The 19,622-nt window shown below is 65.1% G+C and carries 15 protein-coding genes; 13 read left to right on the top strand and 2 right to left on the bottom strand.

Annotation, left to right across the window (positions count from 1 at the left end):
• Nucleotides 1–4 precede the first annotated feature (4 nt).
• On the top strand, nucleotides 5–934 hold the full coding sequence (locus J2X54_RS23365) for a type II secretion system F family protein (RefSeq protein WP_310184234.1): 930 nt from the start codon (nucleotides 5–7) through the stop codon (nucleotides 932–934).
• A gap of 51 nt (nucleotides 935–985) precedes the next feature.
• Nucleotides 986–3,916 (top strand): hypothetical protein, encoded by a 2,931-nt coding sequence (locus J2X54_RS23360; protein WP_310184233.1) that lies wholly within the window; start codon nucleotides 986–988, stop codon nucleotides 3,914–3,916.
• Here the strand turns inward: J2X54_RS23360 and J2X54_RS23355 are convergent.
• A complete protein-coding gene (locus J2X54_RS23355; RefSeq protein ID WP_310184232.1) occupies nucleotides 3,898–5,145 on the bottom strand; it encodes an O-antigen ligase family protein in 1,248 nt (415 codons plus the stop codon). The genes J2X54_RS23360 and J2X54_RS23355 overlap by 19 nt on opposite strands.
• Nucleotides 5,146–5,196: 51 nt before the next feature.
• On the opposite strand from J2X54_RS23355, the gene J2X54_RS23350 reads away from it, so the two are divergent.
• The 5 genes from J2X54_RS23350 to J2X54_RS23330 all read left to right on the top strand — a co-directional run bounded on the left by J2X54_RS23350 (nucleotide 5,197) and on the right by J2X54_RS23330 (nucleotide 9,624).
• Entirely contained in the window at nucleotides 5,197–6,012 is an 816-nt protein-coding gene (locus J2X54_RS23350; RefSeq protein ID WP_310184231.1) for a glycosyltransferase family 2 protein, read from the top strand.
• Complete coding sequence (locus J2X54_RS23345; RefSeq protein ID WP_310184230.1) at nucleotides 6,009–7,118, top strand: glycosyltransferase family A protein; 1,110 nt, start codon at nucleotides 6,009–6,011, stop codon at nucleotides 7,116–7,118. Before J2X54_RS23350 ends, J2X54_RS23345 begins: the two co-directional genes overlap by 4 nt.
• A 1-nt stretch (nucleotide 7,119) precedes the next feature.
• Complete coding sequence (locus J2X54_RS23340; RefSeq protein ID WP_310184229.1) at nucleotides 7,120–8,214, top strand: glycosyltransferase; 1,095 nt, start codon at nucleotides 7,120–7,122, stop codon at nucleotides 8,212–8,214.
• Between the two features lie 2 nt (nucleotides 8,215–8,216).
• Nucleotides 8,217–9,305 carry a glycosyltransferase family A protein gene (locus tag J2X54_RS23335; protein WP_310184228.1) on the top strand — a complete coding sequence of 363 codons (1,089 nt, stop codon included), beginning with the start codon at nucleotides 8,217–8,219 and terminating at the stop codon, nucleotides 9,303–9,305.
• Nucleotides 9,306–9,390: 85 nt separating this feature from the next.
• Nucleotides 9,391–9,624 carry a DUF6139 family protein gene (locus tag J2X54_RS23330; protein WP_070246054.1) on the top strand — a complete coding sequence of 78 codons (234 nt, stop codon included), beginning with the start codon at nucleotides 9,391–9,393 and terminating at the stop codon, nucleotides 9,622–9,624.
• 112 nt (nucleotides 9,625–9,736) lie between these two features.
• Here J2X54_RS23330 and dnaE read toward each other — a convergent pair whose 3' ends face one another.
• Nucleotides 9,737–13,297: a DNA polymerase III subunit alpha gene (dnaE, locus tag J2X54_RS23325; protein WP_310184227.1), complete on the bottom strand. Its 3,561-nt coding sequence runs from the start codon at nucleotides 13,295–13,297 to the stop codon at nucleotides 9,737–9,739.
• Nucleotides 13,298–13,436: 139 nt separating this feature from the next.
• Here dnaE and J2X54_RS23320 point away from each other — a divergent pair, with 139 nt between their 5' ends.
• From J2X54_RS23320 to J2X54_RS23295, 6 genes are read left to right on the top strand one after another with little or no spacing between them, the layout of a single operon-like run.
• Nucleotides 13,437–15,107 carry a hypothetical protein gene (locus tag J2X54_RS23320; protein WP_310184226.1) on the top strand — a complete coding sequence of 557 codons (1,671 nt, stop codon included), beginning with the start codon at nucleotides 13,437–13,439 and terminating at the stop codon, nucleotides 15,105–15,107.
• Entirely contained in the window at nucleotides 15,107–15,559 is a 453-nt protein-coding gene (locus J2X54_RS23315) for a GtrA family protein (RefSeq protein ID WP_310184224.1), read from the top strand. The genes J2X54_RS23320 and J2X54_RS23315 overlap by 1 nt, the downstream gene beginning before the upstream one ends.
• Before the next feature lie 4 nt (nucleotides 15,560–15,563).
• Nucleotides 15,564–16,382, top strand: coding sequence for a glycosyltransferase family 2 protein (locus tag J2X54_RS23310; protein ID WP_310184223.1), 819 nt, complete (start codon nucleotides 15,564–15,566; stop codon nucleotides 16,380–16,382).
• The gene (locus J2X54_RS23305) at nucleotides 16,379–17,248 is read left to right on the top strand and encodes a lysylphosphatidylglycerol synthase domain-containing protein (protein ID WP_310184222.1); all 870 of its coding nucleotides are present in this window, start codon (nucleotides 16,379–16,381) and stop codon (nucleotides 17,246–17,248) included. The genes J2X54_RS23310 and J2X54_RS23305 overlap by 4 nt, the downstream gene beginning before the upstream one ends.
• 1 nt (nucleotide 17,249) lies before the next feature.
• On the top strand, nucleotides 17,250–18,740 hold the full coding sequence (locus J2X54_RS23300) for a hypothetical protein (RefSeq protein WP_310184221.1): 1,491 nt from the start codon (nucleotides 17,250–17,252) through the stop codon (nucleotides 18,738–18,740).
• Nucleotides 18,737–19,483 (top strand): glycosyltransferase family 2 protein, encoded by a 747-nt coding sequence (locus tag J2X54_RS23295; protein ID WP_310184219.1) that lies wholly within the window; start codon nucleotides 18,737–18,739, stop codon nucleotides 19,481–19,483. The genes J2X54_RS23300 and J2X54_RS23295 overlap by 4 nt, the downstream gene beginning before the upstream one ends.
• Nucleotides 19,484–19,622: the final 139 nt, after the last annotated feature.

The following is a 19,622-nucleotide window of genomic DNA, read 5'->3' as shown; positions in this document are numbered from 1 at the left end:
GCCCATGACACCGGTTCAACTGATTTTCCTGGCGGTGATCTTCATCGGCGTGTTCGGCGCCGCGCTGGTGGCCGCGCGCCTGCTGACCAACAACGCCGTGCGCGACCGCCTCGACGCCCTGTCCGAGCAGCACGAGTCCAGCTTCGACAAGGGCCGCTGGCTGCAGCAGCTGGTCAACATCGCTTCGCCGCTGGCCAAGCTGTCGGTGCCGGCCGAAGGCTGGGAAACCTCGGCCGTGCGGCGCCGCTTCATCAACGCCGGCTGGCGCACGCCGGCCGCACCAGGCCTGTTCTATGCCGCCAAGACCGGACTGGCGCTGCTGCTGCCGCTGCTGGTATTCCTGTACCTGAGCAGCACCGGCAGCCAGGCCGAGGGCATGACCAAGCTCAGTTACCTGCTGGTGGGCGCCGCCATCGGCTACTACGTGCCCGGCCTGGTGCTCAACCACGTGATCAAGCGCCGCCAGCGCGACATTTTCGAGAGTTTTCCCGATGCGCTCGACCTCATGACGGTGTGCGTGGAAGCGGGCCTGGCGATGGATGCGGCGCTGGCGCGGGTGGCGCAGGAGATCGGCCTGAAAAGCGTGATCCTGGCCGAGGAACTGCAACTGGTGACGCTGGAACTGCGCGCCGGCAGCGCCAAGGAAAAGGCGCTGCGCAACCTGTCGCTGCGCACCGGCGTGGAAGACGTCGATGCGCTGGTGACGATGCTGATCCAGGCCGACCGCTTCGGCACCAGCGTGGCCGACTCGCTGCGGGTGCAGTCGGAACTGCTGCGCACCAAGCGCCGCCAGCGCGCCGAGGAGCAGGCCGCCAAGATCGCCCTGAAGCTGCTGTTCCCGCTGATTTTCTTCATCTTCCCCAGCCTGCTGGTGGTGTTGCTGGGCCCGGCGCTGTTGCAGCTGTACCAGGGCCTGGGCGCCGCCAATCTTTAAACGGAAACCTGCATGCGATTAAGCCAGCCCAGTTTTCAACCAGGAGTCTCCATGAAACGAACCACGTCCAGCCGACGTTCCAGCGGCTACCTGTTGCAGGTGTTCCTGGCATTCGCACTGGCCGCCATGCTGGCCGCCTGCGGCGGTGGCGGCGCCAGCGGCGACAAGGGCTGCACCACGCTCGATCCGAACCGCGATCCGGCGCTGCCCGGCTGCGCCACCACCGCGCCGGTCACGCCCGTCGCCCCCGCCCCCGTGATGACGCTGGCGCTGACCGACAGCACCGGCGCTGCCTTGAGCACCATCACCAGCGAGCGTCCCGGCACCCTGGTGGCGCTGTTCAAGACCGGCGCCAACGTGGCTGTCGCCAACACCCTGGTCACCTTCACCAGTACCGACCGCACCGCCGTGTTCCTGCCCGGCGCCGGCACGGCGATCACCAACGCCGCCGGCGTGGCCAGCATCAGCCTGCAGATCGGCGCGACGGCCGGCGCCTTCGGCGTGACGGCCAGCGCCAGCGTCGATGGCAAAACCGCCACCGCCACCGTCAACTACAACGTCAGCTTGCCGCCAGCGGCGGGCAGCGCCTCGCTGGTGCTGGCCTTGAGTGACGTCAACGGCGTGCCCACCAATGCGGTCACGCCGGCCGGGCCGGGCAGCCTGGCCGCCACCGTGCGCGACGCCGCTGGCGCCGTGATCCCGAATGCGCTGGTACGCTTCGTGACCACCGACACCACCGCCACGCTGGTGCCATCGACCGGCACCGCGCTGACCAATGCAGCCGGGGTGGCCCAGGTGGCCGTACCGGCCGGCAGCGTTACCGGCGCCTATGCCGCCACTGCCAGCATCACGGTCGGTGGCCGCGCGCTGACGGCCAGCGCCAATTACACGGCAACCATTCCGCCGGTGGCGCCGGTGCCGACGCCACCGCCGCCAACACTGACACTCACGCTCATCAACCCGGCCGGCGCCAGCACCATCAACGTGGCCCCGGACAGCCCAGGCACGCTGGTGGCGACCGTGCGCGACACCGCCAGCGCGCCGGTGGCCAACGCGCTGGTCACCTTCACCAGCAACGACCGCACCGCCAGCCTCACACCGGTCAGCGGCACCGCCCTGACCGACGCCAACGGCCGCGCCACGCTGGCCGTCAACGCCGGCACCAGCCCGGGCGGCTACAGCGCCACCGCCGGCGCCACCGTGGCCGGCCTGTCACTCAGCGCCAGCACCAATTACGCCGTCACCTTCCCGACGCTGACCTTGTCCACGCCAGCGCTGGCGCCTGCCTCGCTTGCCGCCGGCGGCACCGCCAGTGTGAGCGCCACCCTGTTCAACGGCGGCACGCCGTACCTGCCGGTGCAGTCGGTGGCCTTCAGTTCGCCGTGCGCTGCCGCCGGCAAGGCGCGCCTGGTCACGCCGGTCAACACCGTCAACGGCGTGGCCACCACGTCGTACACCGACCTCGGTTGCGGCGCCAGCGATCCGGTCACTGCCAGCGTCGCCTACAACGGCAGCACGCTCACCACCAGCGCCACGCTGGCCGTGCGCCTGGCTACCGCCGGCCAGTTGCTGTTCGTCTCGGCACTGCCGCAGAACATCGCGCTCAAGGGCACCGGCGGCGCCGGCCGCCAGGAAACCGCCACCGTCACCTTCAAGGTGCTCGACGGCGCCGGCAAGCCGTTCGCCGGCCAGGTGGTCAACTTCGCGTTGGACACCAGCGTGGGCGGCCTGGCCCTGAGCCCGGCCACCGCCACCACCGGCGCCGACGGCACCGTCTCGACCGTCGTCTCCTCCGGTACCATCAATACGCCGGTGCGGGTGTCGGCGCTGTTGCCGGGCGGTGGCATCAGCACCGTCTCGGACCAGCTGGTGGTGTCCACCGGTGTGCCGGAGCAAGCGAGTTTTTCGCTCAGCGCGCTGGTGCGCAATGTCGAAGGCGGCTCGTTCAACGGTTGTACTGCGCCAGCGGGCACCACGCTGACCGCGCGACTGGCCGACCGCTTCCACAATCCGGCGCCGGACGGCACCGCAGTGAGCTTCACGGCCGAAGGCGGCACGGTCGATGCCTCGTGCCTGACCGGCGAAACCTCGACCACGCTCACCGACGGCACCGTGATCAAGCAAAAAGGCACGCCCGGCGAATGCACGGTACGCTTCTGCGCAGCCAGCCCGCGGCCGGTCGATGGCCGCGTGACGGTGCTCGCCTATGCGCTGGGAGAAGAGAGTTTTGTCGATGCCAACGGCAACAACCGTTATGACGCCGGCGAAGTGTTCACCGACCTGGGCGAGCCGTTCCGCAACGACCGCGCCGTCACCGACGCCAACGCCGCCGGCAGCAACGACGCCTACGCCAGCAACAGCGCCACCCGCGTGGCCGGTGAGCCGTTCATCGACACCGATGGCAACGGCGCCTGGACCACCGCCGGCAATGGCGTCTACAACGGCGTGCTGCGTGCACCGGGCGCGGGCAGCGGCGCCACCGTGCACCTGCGCCAGGCGATGGTGATGGTACTGTCGAACAGCACACCGGCGGTGAGCCTGCTCGACCAGGCATTGAATGGCGCGCCGACCATCGGCACGCTGGCGCTGAGCCAGTGCGTCAGTGGCCAGCCGTTCGTCAACCAGACCCGCACCTTCCGCTTCGCCATCCGCGACAACAATCCGACCGTCTTCGCTGCCAACGTGCGCGCGGCCCACCCGGACTGGCTGTTCGACCTGCCCGGCAATCCGCTGCCGGCCGGTACCCGCATCAACTTCTCCACGTCCAACGGCCGGCTGCTGTCGGCCGCCAACGCCGTGGTGCAGAACACCGTGTCGCCCGATGCGGCCGGCTGGATCTACAGCGTGCAGATGGTCAGCGATGCGTCCAGCGCGCTCGGCTCGAACGCCTGCATCAACGAGGTCACCAGCGGCGCCCTGACCATCACGGTCACCACGCTGAACGGCGTGGCCACCAGCGTTGCTTACCCGGTCACCGATTGAGGCGGCGCGGTCAGGCACAGCCCGGCCAGCATGAACACCGTGAGCGCATAGAACACGCTGCTGTGGATGGTCCAGAAAATCACTTCGGTCAGGCCGAAGCCGAAGTAGCAGACCACCAGCAACATGCCGGCCAGCGCCGGCGCCGTGACGTCGCGGCGCCGGGCCCTGCCCTGGTGCAGTTGACGGCGGAAAAACAGGAACGGCAGCAGCAGCGTGCCGGCCCAGGCCAGTAGCCCGACCACGCCGCCGAACACGGTGGCGTGCAGTGCGTCGTTATGGAAATGGTCGAGTTCGAGCACGTAGGCCGGCGCCTCGCCGCGGTCCACCATGGCCTGCTTGGCGCGCACCACGGCCGCCACGCTGCGGCCCAGCCAAGGACGCTCGGCGATCAGTACGGTGGCGGTGTGCCACAGCTCGAGCCGTATGCCCATATTGGTATAGGTATTGCCTCCGGCGAAATATTGCTCGACATCGGCCACGCCCTGCATGGCCCGTTCGCGCGCCCCGGTTTGCGGCACCAGGAACGACAGCGCCAGCAGCACCGGTACCAGCAGCGCCGCGCCCTTGCGGTAGCGGCCGCCGAGGACATTGCCATAGCGCAGCAGCAGCACCACGGCCAGGACTGCCGCCACCCAGCCGCCACGGGTGCCGGTAGCGACTGAGCCCACCAGGCCGGCCACTGCCCCCAGCACCGGCCACAGCACGGCGCGGCCGTGGAAATCGCGCGAAGCGGCCAGGCACATCAGGCCCATGCACAGCGAGATATCGCCGAAAGTAATCGCGTTGATCAAGCCGCCGGGGCGGTCCATGCCCAGCACCCAGCGCTGGTAGCTGATGAACAGCGCGCCGGCCACGGCGCCGGCGATCAGGCCCCACCACAGGAAGCGCCGCGACGGCCGCATCGCCACCACCACCACCAGCGCGGCGACGGCCGCCAGCGAGCGTACCGGGCGCTCGAGGTCGCGCAGCCGCACTTCGGGATCGAACAGGTAGTAACCGAGCGCCAGCAGCAAGGGAAAAGCGAAGGCCAGCAGCAGCGGCGCCATGTCGCGCCAGTGCGGTGCGGCGGCCGCGCGGACGGCGCGCCAGCAGGTGATCGCAGCGAGCAAGTAGACCAGGCTGAACAAGCCGGTACCGCCGCGCGCGATCAGGAACAGGAACGGTGGAGCAAACAACAGGCTGTTGAAAAAGACAGTGCCGTGGGACTTTTGCGATAGGGTATTATGCATCATTCTTCTTGGGGTTCTTTCCGCGAGAAGTCACCGTTCCCGCCGCCATTCATGCAACAAACAATCAATATTTCAGTCGTCATTGCGACCTACAATCGCCCCGATGCACTGCGCGCAGTCATCGAGGCGTTCTTTCTCCAGGACGAGAAAAATTTCGAGCTCATTGTCGCCGATGACGGCTCGACCGACAACACACGTGCCTGCGTGGCGGAGCTGCAAGCGCGCTCGCCCGTGCCCCTGCGGCACATCTGGCAGGAAGACCTCGGTTTCCGCCTGGCGCGGGTGCGCAACCTCGGCATTGCGGCGGCCACCGGCGACTACCTGATCTTCCTCGACGGCGACTGTATCCCGCAGAGCAGCTTTATCAGCCAGCACAGGCGCCTGGCCGAGCCGGGCTGCATGGTAACTGGCAGTCGTATTTTGCTCAGCGAAGCGCTGACTGCGCAGGTGCTCAGCGGCGCGATCCACCCGTTGCAATTGTCGCCGTGGGGACAATTGAAGCTGCGGTTGAACGGCGGATTGAACAAATTGTTACAACTTTGGTGGCACTTTCCGGACGTAAAACGCACATCCGAGCGGTTTACCTGGCGCCGCATCAAGGGCTGCAATATGGCGGCGTGGCGCAGCGACATCGAGCGCATCAACGGTTTCGATGAAAGCTTTACCGGCTGGGGCCACGAAGATGCCGACATCGTGCTGCGCCTGTTTAACGCCGGCGTCCTGCGCAAGGATGGCGCATTCGCCACCGAGGTGCTGCACCTGTGGCACCGCGAAGCGGTGCGCGACCAGGCCAGCAGCAACAAGGCGCGGGTGGAAGCGCGCATCCACGACAAGACCGTGCGCGCCACCGTGGGGCTGGCGCCATGAGCGGCGGGCTGCGGCTCAGCATCGTGGTGCCTGCCTACAATGTGCAGGACTTCATCGCCCAGACGCTCGACTGCATCCTGCCGCAAATGCGCGACGGCCACGAACTGGTGCTGATCGACGACGGTTCCACCGACGCCACCGTGGACCGCGCCCGCGCGGTCTTTGCCGCGTGGCCGCAGTGCCTGGTGCGCGTGATCGAGCAGACCAATGCCGGCGTGGCCGACGCCCGCAACAACGGCGTGGCGCAGGCGCAGGGCGACTACATCCTGTTCGTCGACAGCGACGACCTGCTGCAACCGGGCGCGCTGGATGGCATCGACGCCGCCATTGCCAGCCATGCGCCGGACGTGATCGCCACCGATTTCTGCATCTGGTACCCGGGCCGCACCGCCAGGCCGCTCGAATACCACCACCTGAGCTATCCGCAGAACGTGCTGGTGCAGGGCCAGGAAGCGATCCTGTCGACCTATTTCGCCGACCGCCACATGTACGTGTGGTGCAAGATCATCCGGCGCGACATCTATCTGCAACTGGGCCTGCCGCTGTTCCCGTCGGGCCGGCTGTTCGAGGACATGGCCGTGGTGCCGCGCCTGCTGGCGGCATGCCGCACGCTGGTCTACGTGCCACTGGTGCTGCTGCATTACCGCCAGCATCCGCGCAGCATCACGCGGGTGATCACGCCGCGCTGGTGCACCGACTTCGTGCGCGCGCTGGCCTCGGCCAGGCCGTACCTCGAAGCTGCCGGCGCCAGTGCCAGCGCGAGCGTGCGCACCGAATTCGACGCCGCCGCCAGCCTGTTCTACCTGTGCGCAATCAAGACCTCGTTCGAGCTGCCTGCCTCGACGCAACCGGACCAGGTACGCGCCGAGGTGCGCACCATCTTCCTGGCCAGCCTGTTCGGCACGGTGGAGCAGACGCTGCATCAACTGGAAACCGGTCAAATCGCCTCGGTCTCAGTGCGCAAGGGCCGCCGCGTTGCACACCAAATACGCCAGGCCCTGAACGACAGCACCATCTTCCGGATCCGCCAGACCGTCAACCGGGCCTACAAGGTGTGGCAAATAGGCAGGCAACAACGCCGTCAACAACGCAGTGGTGTTAGCTGACATGCCCGCCCAGCTTGCCATCAGCATCATCGTTCCGGCCCACAATGCCACCGAATTTATCGACGAATGCCTGGCGCATATCTTGCGGCAAATGGGGACGGCGCATGAGCTGATCGTGATCGACGATGGCTCGCACGACGATACCGCCGCGCGCGTAGAGGCCCAGGCCGCCGCTGCGCCACATTGCGCGGTGCGCCTGGTCCGGCAAGCCAACCAGGGCGTGGCGGTGGCGCGCAACGCGGGACTGCAGCAAGCACGCGGCGACTACATCCTGTTCGTCGATAGTGACGACCTGCTGCAACCCGGCATGCTGGAATGTCTCGAAGCGGCCATCGCCACCCACGCGCCCGATGCCATCGCCACCGATTTTTGTTTCTGGCATCCGCACCGCACCGACCAGCCGCTCGAACTTACGCGCCTGAGCTACCCCGCCGACGTGGTCGTGCACGGCCACGACGCCATCCTGGTGCCTTATTTCGCCGACCGCCGCATGTATGCGTGGAGCAAGATCATTCGGCGCCAGATCTACCTCGACCTGGGCATGCCACTGTTCCCGTCCGGTCGCCTGTTCGAGGACATGGCGACGGTGCCACGCGTGCTCGCTGCCTGCAACACGCTGGTGTACCTGCCGCTGGTGCTGCTGCATTACCGCCAGCACGCGGTCAGCATCACGCACCTGACTTCGCCAAGCTGGTGTATCGATTACGTGCTGGCACTGGCCTCGCTCAAACCGCACCTCGAGCGGGCCGGCGTTAGCGCCATGGTGCGCGCCGAGTTCGACGGCGCGTCCTGCCTGTTCTACCTGTGTTCGATCAAGACCTCGTTCGGACTGCCGACCTGCAGCGAGACCCGGCAGCTGCGCGCCGAGGTACGGGCGATTTTTCTCGGCGGCCTGTTCGGGAGCATCGAACAGTCGCTGCACAACCTGGAAAGCGGCAAGATCACCTCGCTCAACCTGCGCTCCGGCCGCCGCGTTGCGTACCAGGTGAAACAGGCGCTGACCGACAGCACCGTGTTCCAGATCCGCCAGACCATCAACCGCGCCTACGAAACCTGGCAACTGGCCAGGCAAAAACGCCTTAGCAAAAGCAACTGACCATGCCTGCACCGTTTTCCATCAGCATCATCGTTCCGGCCTATAACGCGGGCGGCTTCATCGACGAGTGCCTGGCCCACATCCTGCCGCACATGACACCGGCCCACGAACTGATCGTCATCGACGACGGCTCGCGCGACGACACCGCCGCGCGCGTGCAGGCGCAAGCGGCCGCAGCGCCGCAGTGCGCGCTGCGGCTGATACGGCAAGCCAACCAGGGCCTGGCCCAGGTGCGCAACGTGGGTCTGCAGGAAGCGCGCGGCGACTACATCCTGTTCATCGACAGCGACGACCTGCTGCAAGCCGGCATCCTGGCGCGGCTGGACGCGGTGATCGCCAGCCACCGGCCCGACGCCATCGCGCTCGATTTTTCGATGTGGCACCCGGACCGGCCCGACAAGAATCGCGCCGTACACATGGGCTACGCGCCCGACACCCTGGTGACCGATGCCGACACCATTCTCGACGTGTTTTTTGCCGACCGCCACCTGTATGCGTGGGCGCGCGTGATACGGCGCGAGATCTATGCCAGCTTCGAGCAGCCGCTGTATCCCACCAACCGCCTGTTCGAGGACGTGGCGGTGACGCCGCGCCTGCTGGCGCGCTGCCATTCGCTGTACTACCTGCCGCACCAGCTGCTGGCCTATCGCCAGCATCCGGTCAGCATCACCAAGTCGGTCAGCGCCGACTATTGCCGCGATTTTACGGCGGCGCTCGGGTTGACCAAGCCGGCCCTGGAACAGGCCGGCGTGAGCGCCAGCGTGCGCGACCACTTCGATGCGGTGGTCAGCTATTTCTATATCGGCGCGGTGAAGAACTCGTACCAGCTGCCGGGGGCAACCGGCCGCACGGTGCGGCGCGAGCTGCAAGAGATTTACCGCGCCACGCTGTTCGGCACGCCGGACAATGTGCTGGGCAAGATGGAACAAGGCAGCCTGCGCTCGACCAGCCGCCGCGACGACCTGCGTGCAGCGCGCCAGGTACGGCAGGCGCTGGCCAACAGCCTGATGTTCCGCTTCAAGCAGACGCTGAGCCGCAAGGTCAAGCTGTGGCAGCGCCAGGCCAAGGTGCGGGCGCTGCGGAAAGCGTAGTTTCCTGTGCGAACCTATACTTTAAGAGGGCGCGCCGGGTAGGAGAATTCCGTTACCATGGGTTTTTCGCTTAAGGAGGCACCCCATGCGTGTAGATATTTATTACCGAGACGAAGCAGCTGGCAAGCACACCTACCTGGCTGTGCCGGAAGGCAAGACCATTCCGGAAGAAGCGACCAGCACCGACTGGCATGTGGAAGCCCACAAGGTCGAAATCGACGACAACAACGGCGACCTGTCGCGTTACCATATCGCCGATCCGATTGCCCAGATCGGCGCAAAAGGCTATGCCATCACGAGCGTAGCCGCTCAGTGCTAACGTTAACTAAAGCCGTAGCGAGCGGCCCGATACCGTCTTGAGTAGCGCAAGCGTACGGAGGTACGCTGAGCAACGGAGAGGCGGTAGCGGGACGCCCAGTAGGCTTTGCCCGTTAATACTCGATAAGGACGTCCTGCGCTCCTAGCTGTTGGCGCAGGGCTTGCTGCAAGTCGTCCGACGGCGCCACGCGCCACCCTTCTCCCAGTTGCACCGTGCAGGCCACGCCCTGCGGCATGATGCGCGCCGACACCGGCAAGCCGTCGGCATGGCGGTATGGCGCCAGCACTTCGGCCATCTTGCGCACGTCGAGCGTGGTGGGCAGCGCCATCGCCAGTTGCTTGCCGTGCTTGACGCGGGCGCTGACGATGTCGAACACCTTTTCGGCCGAGATGCGCAGCCCGCCCGAGAACCGGTCTTCCGAGACCTTGCCGATCACGGCCAGAAACTCGTCTTCCTTGATCATGTGCTTGCACTCCTCGAACACCTCGGCGTACACCGTCACTTCCACCACTGCGCTCTTGTCGTCGAGCGTGACGATCAGGAGTTTACCGCGCTGTGTCATCTGCGGGCGGATGCCGGTGATGACGCCGCACAGGATGCGCGGATCGCGCGACGGCTCGAGGTCGGCGAGCTTGGTGCGCGAGAAGCGCCGTGCCTCGGGTGCGAACGAATCGAACATGTGGCCCGACAGGTAAAAGCCCAGCGCCATCTTCTCTTCGGCCAGGCGCTGGCGGTCGGTGAAGATTTCGGCTTTGACGTAGTCCGGTGGCGGTTCGAGGTCGCTGTCGTCGCCGCCGAACAGGCTGACCTGGTTGGCGGACTTGAGTTGCTGGTCGGCGTATTCCATCGCGAAGCTGACCGATGCCAGCAGGATCGCGCGGTCGACACCCAGGCAGTCGAACGCGCCGGCGCGGATCAGGGACTCGATGGTGCGGCGGTTGATCTGTTTTTTGTCGACGCGTTTGCAGAAGTCGAACAGGCTGACAAACGGTCCGTCGGCATTGCGCGCGGCAATAATTGCCTCGATGGCGTTCTGGCCCGCGCCCTTGCAGGCGCCCAGGCCGTAACGGATCTGCGTGACTTTCTTGCCGGTGACCGACGGCGCCGGGCCGTCCGGCACGAAGCGGTACTCGGACTTGTTGATATCGGGCGGCAGGATGGTGAGACCGCAGATGTCGATCGCATCCTCGACCAGGATTTTGACCTTTTCCGTGTCTTCCATCGCCAGCGACATATTGGCTGCCATGAACGCGGCCGGATGGTGCGCCTTCAGGTATGCGGTGTGGTACGACAGCAGCGCGTACGCGGCGGCGTGCGATTTATTGAAACCGTAGCCCGCGAACTTTTCCATCAAGTCGAAGATCTCGTCGGCCTTCTGTGCCGACAGGCCGTCCTTGGCGGCGCCCGCGCGGAAAATCTCGCGGTGCTCGGCCATCTCTTCGGCCTTCTTTTTACCCATCGCGCGGCGCAGCATGTCGGCGCCGCCCAGCGAGTAGCCGCCGACGATCTGCGCCATCTGCATCACCTGCTCCTGGTACACCATGATGCCGTAGGTTTCGGACAAAATGGACTCGGTACGCGGATCGGGATAGTCGAATTTTTCGCCGTGCTTGCGCTTGCAGAAGTCCGGGATCAGGTCCATCGGGCCCGGGCGATACAAGGCCACCAGCGCGATAATATCCTCGAAGCGGTCGGGCCGCGCATCCTTCAACATGCCCTGCATGCCGCGCGACTCGAGCTGGAATACCGCGACCGTCTTGGCCTTGGTGAGCAGGTCGTACGACGGCCGGTCGTTCAGCGGCAGCTTGGACAGATCGAAATCTTTTTCGACCGGGTCGAGCGCCTTGATGTAGCGTACCGCGCGATCGAGAATGGTCAGCGTGGTCAGGCCCAGGAAGTCGAACTTGACCAGGCCCACGGCCTCGACGTCGTCCTTGTCGTACTGGGAGACCACGCCGCCGTCGCCGCCCTGGGTGTACAGCGGGCAGAAGTCGGTGAGCTTGCCCGGGGCGATCAGCACGCCACCGGCGTGCATGCCGATGTTACGGGTGATGCCCTCGACCTGTTGCGCCAGGTCCAGCAGTTGCGACACTTCTTCCTCGTTCTGCTGGCGTTCCTTGAGCATCGGTTCTTCTTCGATGGCCTCGGCGATCGACACCGGCTTGCCCGGTTTGAACGGAATCAGCTTGGAGACGCCATCGCAGAAGTTGTAGCCGAAGTCCATCACGCGGCCCACGTCGCGGATCGCGCCCTTGGCCGCCATGGTACCGAACGTGGCGATCTGCGAGACCGCGTCGCGCCCGTACAGGTCTTTCACGTGCTGGATCACCAGCTCGCGCTTTTCCTGGCAAAAGTCGATATCGAAGTCGGGCATCGAAACCCGTTCCGGGTTCAGAAAACGTTCGAACAGCAGGTTGTATTTCAGTGGATCAAGGTCGGTAATCTTCAGTGCATACGCGACCAGCGAACCGGCGCCCGACCCCCGGCCCGGCCCGATCGGCACGTCGTTGTTCTTGCCCCACTGGATGAACTCGGCCACGATCAGGAAGTAGCCGGGGAACTTCATGTTGATGATGGTCTTGTTCTCGAAGTCGAGCCGCTCTTCGTAGCGCGGCCGCTCCTTCTCGCGCCGCACCGGGTCCGGGTACAGCTGCTCGAGCCGCTCTTCCAGGCCTTTTTTCGTTTCGGCGATCAGGAACTCGTCGATGGTCATGCCCGGCGTGGGGAAGTTGGGCAGTTGCGGCTTGCCCAGCGTGAGCGTGAGGTTGCAGCGCTTGGCGATTTCCACCGAGTTGTGCAGCGCGGCCGGCAGATCGTGGAACAGCTCGCGCATCTCGGCCTGCGTGAGAAAACGCATCTGCTCGTTGAACTTGCGCACGCGCTTGCCGTTGGCGAGCATCTCGCCCTCGGCGATACACACGCGCGCTTCGTGGGCGATGAACTCGTCCTTGGAAATGAACTGCACCGGGTGGGTGGCCACCACGGGCAAGCCCAGCTTGGACGCCAGCGACACCGCGTGGCGCACCTGCGCTTCCTGGTTGGCCTGGCCGGCACGCTGGATTTCGATATAAAAATGGCCGGGGAAAATCGCCGCCCATTTTTGCGCATTCTGCTCGGCCAGCTCCGGGTTGCCGTTTTCGATGGCCTGGCCGACGTCGCCGAAGTGGGCGCCGGACAGCGCAATCAGGCCGTTGGCTGGCGAGTCATTGGGCAGCAGCGCGTATTGCTGGTTGACCAGGTTGACCAGCCACTCGGTGCGGATCTCGGCGCGGCCCTTGTACTGGTTGGTGAGCCAGGCCTGCGACAGCAGTTCGCACAGCTGCAAGTAGCCCATGCGGTTCTTGGCCAGCAGCATCAGGCGCGATGGCTTGTCGCGGTTGTCGTCATTGGTGATCCACACGTCGACGCCGACCACCGGCTTGACGCCCTTGCCGCGCGCGGCCTTGTAGAACTTGACCATGCCGAACATATTGGACAGGTCGGTGACGGCCAGCGCCACCTGCTTGTCCTTGGCAGCCGTCTTGACCAGGTCGTCGATACGCACCAGGCCATCGACGATCGAGTACTCGGAGTGGACCCGCAGGTGGACAAAAGCCGGCCCGACCGGTACGACCGCGCCTTCGTCGGGCGAGATGACAGTTCCTGCCACTTGTTCGTTTGCTACCATGTTCATACGCTGCTCGATGCTGGTTCAGTAACCTGCTATTTTACAGTGCTGCGGCGGCGGCCGGTGGCCGGCGCACCGGTGCCGATCTGCGGCAACATGCCGAGATTGCCGGAATACCTGGTTTCCATTGCCGTATAATTTCATCATGGGAAAACTAAGCCACCTTAAAACCTTGCCGGCCTGGCTGATACTAGCCTTTACAGCAACGCTGCTGCGTTTCCGCATTGATCTCAACAGTGATACCTTGCTGCTCGATCATTTGTTCACCGACCTGTTTACGCAGGGTGGCCGCTGGGCCGAGTGGAAATTTTCCACCGCGCCAGCTTTCATGCCAGACATGCTGCTGTATCTGCTGGCCTTCCCGCTGTTGCCCGATGCCGCCAGCCGTATCCTTGCGGTCTCGGTTATCCAGGTATTCCTGCTGGCAGGGGCGCTGCTGTGGTGCGCGCACCAGATTCGCCCCACGCTTAGTGTCACCGGTGCCAATGCCATCCTGCTGCTGCTGGCCCTGTTTACGCTCACGTCGGCCAATTCCAGAATGTGGCTCTATTTTTACAGCACCAACAACCATCTGGCGTCGGTATTGTTCGGTTTGACCGGCGTGGGCCTGATACTGCGCTACTTGGCGCGACCGCAGAAGCTCAGCGCTGCGCTGCTGGTGGCCGGTGGTGCCTTCGGGGCGGTCTCCACCGGACTGTTCATGCTCAGTTTTACGGTGCCGGTGCTGCTCCTGCTGGGACTAGCATGGCTGGCGCTGGGCGATGCCGATGGTCCGCTGCGTGAGCAGCGCCGTCGCGTGCTGCACCTGGCGGCCATGGTCGCGGGTGCCCAGGTGCTGGGCCGGTTGCTGGGCAAGTTGCTCGTTGCCAACGTCGCCCGTGAGGGCAAGGTCCAAACGTCGCCCGAGACTGCCGGCACCGCGCTGCGCAACTTCCTGCAGGCGATCAAGACCGCGTTTGCGCCCGACAATCCGCTGACGCTGGCTTGCGCCGTGCTGGTGCTGTTGGCGTTGCTGTTGCTGGCCTGGCGGCTGCTGCGCGCTGCGAAACTCGGCCACAACGGCCTGGTGATCGCCAAACCCGACTGGCGCTTTGGCGCTGCCGCCGCCGTCCTTGCGGCAGGCATGCTGGTACATTTGCCGGGCGTGATCCTGTCGGGCGGCTTCGCCGACCAGTACGCCATGCGCTACCTGGCGTTCCCGTTCGCGCTGGCATTGCTGCTGTGCGTGGTACATGGCGATCGCACGCTGGCCGCTGCGGCGTCCGCAGGCCCGTCCGCACCGACGCGACGGAGGCCGCTGGCAGTGCTGGCACCATGGGGATTGGTCGTGCTCGGTACCATGCTGGTGGCCGATGGAGCGCGCCTGGTGCTGCGCGCGCCCCCCCCGTTCATCGATGCCTCGGCGATCGCCGCCAACTGCCTGACCCGCATCGGGCACGCGGGCTTTCCCCTGCGCGCGGGCATCGCCAGCTTCTGGAATGGACGCGGCTTGCAATATGCGCTGCCCCATCACAATCCCATGCTGGTGACCGACAACCGCCTGGCGCCGTTTTTCCACATGGCCACGCTCGGCCCGGTGCAACGGCCGCAGGACTATCCTGGGCATTTCTACAACTTCGCCGTCCTCTACGGTGCAGCGCAGCCGGTCGACCCCGAATACACGGCAGCGACCATGCGCGATGTGCTGCCGCCACCGGTCCGCATTGAAGCGTGCGGCGATGGCCGGCTGGAGATCTGGCTCTACCAGGACGCCAGCCTGGACCGCGCAGTCAAACAGGCTGGCGCAGCCTACCTGGCCGGCCGGAAACGCCGCTGATGGCCGCCAGCCAGGTGCGGTCCAACTGGCGGACATTCCTCGGCTTTGTGTTGTTGTCGGGGCTGGGCTGGTTGTGCGACATGCTGAGCTTTACAGCGCTGGTACGGCTGGCCGGCATGTCGCCGTTCGGCGCCAACGTCATCTCGTCTTACGTGGGCGTGACCTTCGTTTGGTTGACGGCGGTCGGCACCCTGTTCCGACACGATGGCGACGGTAGCGCCGGTGGCGCCAGGCACGGTGGGCGCTACCTGCTGATTTACTGGTGTTATCAATTTCTTTCGATCATGGCATACTCGCAGCTGCTGCACCTGGCCGCCACCACGCTGGCAGCAGGTGCTGGCAGCGTGGCCGGCCACAGCGCGATCATTGCCAAGCTACTTGTCACCCCCGTCAACCTGGTGACCAACTTCCTGTTTATGAAAGTGCTGACGCGTGCCATACGCGCCTCCTGATACCATGGCCCAGTCCTCACGCATCCTTGTCTTCATTCCCGCCTACCGCTGCGCACCCCAGATCGTGCGCGTGATCGACCAGTTCGACGACTCAGTACAACGTCTGGTCGATACCGTGATGGTGGTTGACAACCGCTCGCCAGACCACACCCTGCAAGCGGCCATCGACCGTGCCGCCACGCGTCTGACGCAGTGCCATTTCATCGCCTGGACCAACGACGACAACTATGGCCTGGGCGGATCGCACAAGGCGGCGCTGCGCTACGCGCTGGAACAGGGCTTCGATTACCTGGTGGTGTTGCACGGCGACGACCAGGCCGACATCCGCGATCTGCTGCCGCATCTGGCGCACGGTGACCATCACCAGGCCGATTGTCTGCTCGGCGCGCGCTTCATGCCCGGCAGCCGCCTGCTCGGCTACTCCGCGCTGCGCACCTTCGGCAACCGCTTGTATAACCTGCTGTTCTCGCTCGGCACAGGGCGCCGCATCCACGATCTTGGTTCGGGCCTGAATCTCTACCGGCTGGCACCGCTCAAGCCGTTCTATTACAAGACATTTCCGGATGACCTGACCTTCAATTACGTGATGTTGCTGGGCAGCTACCATGCCGGCCAGCGGGTGCGCTACTTCCCGATCAGCTGGCGCGAGGACGACCAGGTTTCCAATGTGCGGCTGTTGCGCCAGGCGTTCAAGGTGCTTGGGCTGCTCGGCGCTTATTGCCTGCAGCGGGGCCGATTTCTGGCGCGCGAGTTGCGCGGCAAACCGTTTGCCGCGTATAGCGGCAAGATCGTCGTGCACCAGGCTGCGCGTGAGCGGCCATGAGACGTGTGCTGAGCCTGCAGCTGGGCCTGGTCCTGCTGGCCGCGCTGCTGGCCGCCTGGCTGGTGCTGTATCCCTACGACGCGCTGCCCCAGATCGGTGCGGCTGCGCTGCTGCCGGCATTGGCGCTGTACAGCGCCTCGCACCTGTGCCGCCTGCTGCGGCTGGCCATGCTGAGCCTGGACCAGCGCGCACGAGTGCCGGCCTTGATGCTGGCGCACGGCCTGACCGCCTTTCCGGCCAGCCTGCTGCCCTTCAAGATCGGCGAAATCGTACGTCTGGGGGCATTTATGCGGGTCTACGCCGACCGCCGCAAGGCGTTTGCCGTTTGGCTGGCAGAGCGCTGCGCGGACGTGCTGGTGCTCTCCTTGCTGATGCTGGCCGTGTCGCTGTTCGACGTGAGATTGCCGGGTCAGGCGCGCACCGTGTTCCTGCTGTTCCTGATGGTGAGCGTATTTGGGCTGCTGGGCCTGTTTGCAGCGGCAAAAACCTCGGTGTACCTGAACCGCCACCTGGTCCTTAACAGCAGCAGCGCGCGCGGCCTGGCGCTGCTACGCGCCAGCCACGCGCTGCGTCAGCTTGAACTTGCCTTGCTGCGTACTCTGGAGGGGCGCCTGACCGGCATGCTGTTGCTCTCGGCCTTGATCTGGCTGCTGGAAATTTCGGCGCTTGCGCTATTCATCGAACACCTGGCGCCCAGTGGCAACAGCTTCGCCGCGATGTTCGCCAACGGCCTGCTGGCCAACCTGGGCGCGGCACAGGCAGCGGCAGCGGTGCACCAGTACCAGCCGCTGGTCCTGGCCGCGCTGGCGCTGCTGTCGTTGGCGACGCTGACGCTGGCACGCGGCCTCCACCACAGAAAGCCCTGACATGCAGCCCCATCAACATATCCTGATCATGGTCGATGACCGTGAGTTGGCCTCCGGCGAGGTGCGCGGCGTGGTCGGTGCGCGCCGCTACGGCGACATTGTGTTCCAGCGCCGGACGCTGATCGAACGTTTTCGCGCCAGCTTGCCGGCGTGGGCGGCGGCGCGCCTCGTGCATGTGCGCTCCACCGAACAACTGGCAGCTGTGCGCTCCACCCTCGAAGCCAGTGGCGACGACGCCGCCGTCTGCCTGGTCGCCGGACGCGCCGGCTTTGCCGATACCGGCCAGCTGTCCCAGGTGATAGAGCGCCTGCCGTATGCGCACGACAGCTTCAGCGACCGCCTGTATCAACCGCTGCTGGTGTTCCTTCGCAACGCTCACTGGCTGGTCGCGCACTGGCCGCAACTGGAGGCGGCCCCGGTTCATACCTGGCCCAGCCCTTGGCAACAATGCCAGCGCCTGCAGACGCTGCGGCCGCTCGACCTGGGCCGGTTGCAGCAATTCCTGACGTTGACCAACGGCTCGACCGCCTCGCGTCACTTCAACCAGGTGGAGGCCGACGATTATTTTTATACTAAGAGCTCCAACGACGTACAGAAAATACGCGCCGAATACGCGTTCCACGACCTGGCGCCGGAAGCCATGCGGTCGTGGCTGGTCCAGCCATTCGACTATCGCGAGCAAGACGGTCGCGCCTCGTACAAAATGATGCGCTACTACCTGGCCGACGCGGCGCTACAATGGGTACACGACGCCTTCGAAGCCGACACATTCGAGCCTTTCCTCGCACGCCTGCTGTTCTTTATCGCGCGGCGACCGCGCAGGGCGTGCACGGTCGCCATCGCGCAGGCGCAAGCGCGTGCGCTGTTCGTGGACAAGGTCGAGCAGCGCGCGCAAGCGTTCCTGGCGCACGCCGAGGGCCGCCGCATCGACGCCCTGGCCATCGCCGCCACACCGGCACTGGGGCTGGCTGCGCAGGTGCAACGCTACCTGCGCCTGTACGCTCAGCATGAGGGGGACTTCAGTGCCGACCACCAGGTGGTGGGCCATGGCGACCCTTGCTTCTCGAACATCCTGTACGACCAACAGCGCCAGTTGCTCAAGCTAATCGACCCCAAGGGCGCACTGGACGAGAGCGCGCTGTGGACCCACCCCCTGTACGACCTGTGCAAGATTTCGCACAGCGTGCTGGGCGACTATGATTTCATCAATAACGGCCTGTATCAGGTCGGATTTCACGACGACAACCGGCTGAGGCTGCAACTGGCCCTGGGCCGCCAATCCGCGCTCAAGCCGATGTTCGTGCACCAGCTGGCGCACGCAGGCTTCCAGTTACGCACGGTGCGGCTGGGTGAAGCTTCGCTGTTCCTTTCCATGTTGCCGTTACACCTCGATCATCCTAACAAGGTGATGGCCTTCCTGCTCAAGGCCCATGCCATCTTGGACGAAGTGGAATTCGGCATGGCGGACCTGCAAGCAAAAGGACAACCATGAGCACCACCATCGTCATCACCATGGCCGGGCGCGGCTCGCGCTTCACTGCAGCCGGTTACACGGTCCCCAAGTACCAGATCGAGGCACACGGCCACAGCCTGTTCCAATGGTCCTTGTGCTCGCTCCGGCATTTCATCGCTGCCGATACCCGGCTAATATTTGTGTGCTTGAAGGAGAACGATTCTGGCGATTATGTGCGCAGCCAGTGCGAGGTACTGGGTATCGGCGATGTGCATATCGTCGAACTTGACGAGCTGACCGACGGCCAGGCCACCAGCGCCTACCTGTCGCGCACACTGTGGCATACACATGGACCGCTGCTGGTCTATAACATCGACACTTACGTGGAACCGGACGCATTGCGCCCGGATGCAATCCGCGCCAACGCCGACGGCTGGGTGCCGTGCTTCCAGGCGCCTGGCACGCACTGGAGCTTTGTGCGGCTCGGGGATGACGGCTGGGCGGTGGAGGTGGCGGAAAAACGCCGCATTTCCGACCACGCATCCGTCGGGCTCTACTGGTTTGGCTCGGGCGCCGACTTCGTCACCGCCTACGACCGCTATTTTGCCGATCCGGTGCACCTCGTAGGCGGCGAACGCTACGTAGCGCCGCTGTACCAGCAACTGCTGCGCGACGGCCTGAAAGTGGCCATCACCGACCTGCCACCCGAGCATGTGCACGTGCTTGGCACACCGGCAGAACTGGCGGTATTCTTGGCGGCTTCCCCCCAGCTTCCCGGCTAAGCCGGCGGGAATGCGTATAATGTCGCCTTCCCTCTTTTTGAACTTTAACCACCATGTCCGCTAATACTGCTTTACAAGCTGAAGCGCATGCTGGCGCTCCTGTCGCCGCTGCCGCTATCGCTACCGATCTTGCCCCCCA

This window comes from Duganella sp. 3397 (assembly GCF_031456625.1).
Classification (GTDB): domain Bacteria; phylum Pseudomonadota; class Gammaproteobacteria; order Burkholderiales; family Burkholderiaceae_D; genus Rugamonas; species Rugamonas phyllosphaerae.
The sequence above is the reverse complement of the archived record's forward strand: the minus strand, read 5'-3'. Positions and strand labels throughout refer to the sequence as shown.

Bases quoted from the DNA above. Each gene is read 5' to 3' on its own strand.
- J2X54_RS23305 (WP_310184222.1), top strand. From the start codon at position 16,379: ATGAGACGTGTGCTGAGCCTGCAGCTGGGCCTGGTCCTGCTGGCCGCG.
- J2X54_RS23335 (WP_310184228.1), top strand. From the start codon at position 8,217: ATGCCTGCACCGTTTTCCATCAGCATCATCGTTCCGGCCTATAACGCG.
- J2X54_RS23345 (WP_310184230.1), top strand. From the start codon at position 6,009: ATGAGCGGCGGGCTGCGGCTCAGCATCGTGGTGCCTGCCTACAATGTG.
- J2X54_RS23320 (WP_310184226.1), top strand. From the start codon at position 13,437: ATGGGAAAACTAAGCCACCTTAAAACCTTGCCGGCCTGGCTGATACTA.
- J2X54_RS23340 (WP_310184229.1), top strand. From the start codon at position 7,120: ATGCCCGCCCAGCTTGCCATCAGCATCATCGTTCCGGCCCACAATGCC.
- J2X54_RS23300 (WP_310184221.1), top strand. From the start codon at position 17,250: ATGCAGCCCCATCAACATATCCTGATCATGGTCGATGACCGTGAGTTG.
- J2X54_RS23315 (WP_310184224.1), top strand. From the start codon at position 15,107: ATGGCCGCCAGCCAGGTGCGGTCCAACTGGCGGACATTCCTCGGCTTT.
- J2X54_RS23295 (WP_310184219.1), top strand. From the start codon at position 18,737: ATGAGCACCACCATCGTCATCACCATGGCCGGGCGCGGCTCGCGCTTC.
- J2X54_RS23355 (WP_310184232.1), bottom strand. From the start codon at position 5,145: ATGCATAATACCCTATCGCAAAAGTCCCACGGCACTGTCTTTTTCAAC.
- J2X54_RS23360 (WP_310184233.1), top strand. From the start codon at position 986: ATGAAACGAACCACGTCCAGCCGACGTTCCAGCGGCTACCTGTTGCAG.
- J2X54_RS23350 (WP_310184231.1), top strand. From the start codon at position 5,197: ATGCAACAAACAATCAATATTTCAGTCGTCATTGCGACCTACAATCGC.
- J2X54_RS23330 (WP_070246054.1), top strand. From the start codon at position 9,391: ATGCGTGTAGATATTTATTACCGAGACGAAGCAGCTGGCAAGCACACC.
- J2X54_RS23365 (WP_310184234.1), top strand. From the start codon at position 5: ATGACACCGGTTCAACTGATTTTCCTGGCGGTGATCTTCATCGGCGTG.
- dnaE (WP_310184227.1), bottom strand. From the start codon at position 13,297: ATGAACATGGTAGCAAACGAACAAGTGGCAGGAACTGTCATCTCGCCC.
- J2X54_RS23310 (WP_310184223.1), top strand. From the start codon at position 15,564: ATGGCCCAGTCCTCACGCATCCTTGTCTTCATTCCCGCCTACCGCTGC.